General features: G+C 41.7%; 1 pseudogene. It reads right to left on the bottom strand.

The window, feature by feature from the left end:
• Window positions 1-489 (bottom strand): annotated as a pseudogene (locus G9G57_RS25310) (IS110 family transposase); the annotation flags it as partial.

Genomic DNA, 489 nt, shown 5'->3' with positions numbered 1-489 from the left:
ATGCCCAATACCGGGAATCGACTGAATTAATTCATACTCTTCAATTTCTTCAGCCAGAGCATCTATGTTCTGTTCCAGTTCAGCAAGATGCTCTTGGTACTGAAGAATAAGGGTAATAAGAACTTTCAAATTGATTAAGTGGCTTGCATACATGGTTTGCTGAAATGGGTTTTGCTTTGCCGCGTCTAGCAGTCGCTGAACCCGTTGGTTAATCCAGCCCTCTGAACGCCCCCGTTTCGAAGAAAGTAGTTCTTTCATCTTAGCTTTGAGTGTAATTTCATCCGTCTGCAAAACTGAATATGAGGTTGGAAATTTACTTAAAAACCGTAGTGAAATACGGGAATACATAGCTCCAAAGACGCCTTTGTAAGCTGGGAAAACCTGATCTAAAACGGCTTGGAATTGCAGCTTCGTCTGTACACACATCTTTGAAAGGGACTCATACTGTCTTGTAAGATAGCGCAGATTGAGAAGTTGCACACCTCTTTT

Origin of the sequence: Paenibacillus sp. EKM211P (genome assembly GCF_011066175.1) — a bacterium.
In the GTDB taxonomy this organism is placed as follows: domain Bacteria; phylum Bacillota; class Bacilli; order Paenibacillales; family Paenibacillaceae; genus Paenibacillus; species Paenibacillus polymyxa.
Note: the sequence above shows the minus strand (reverse complement) of the source record. Positions and strands in the feature narration are given on the sequence as shown.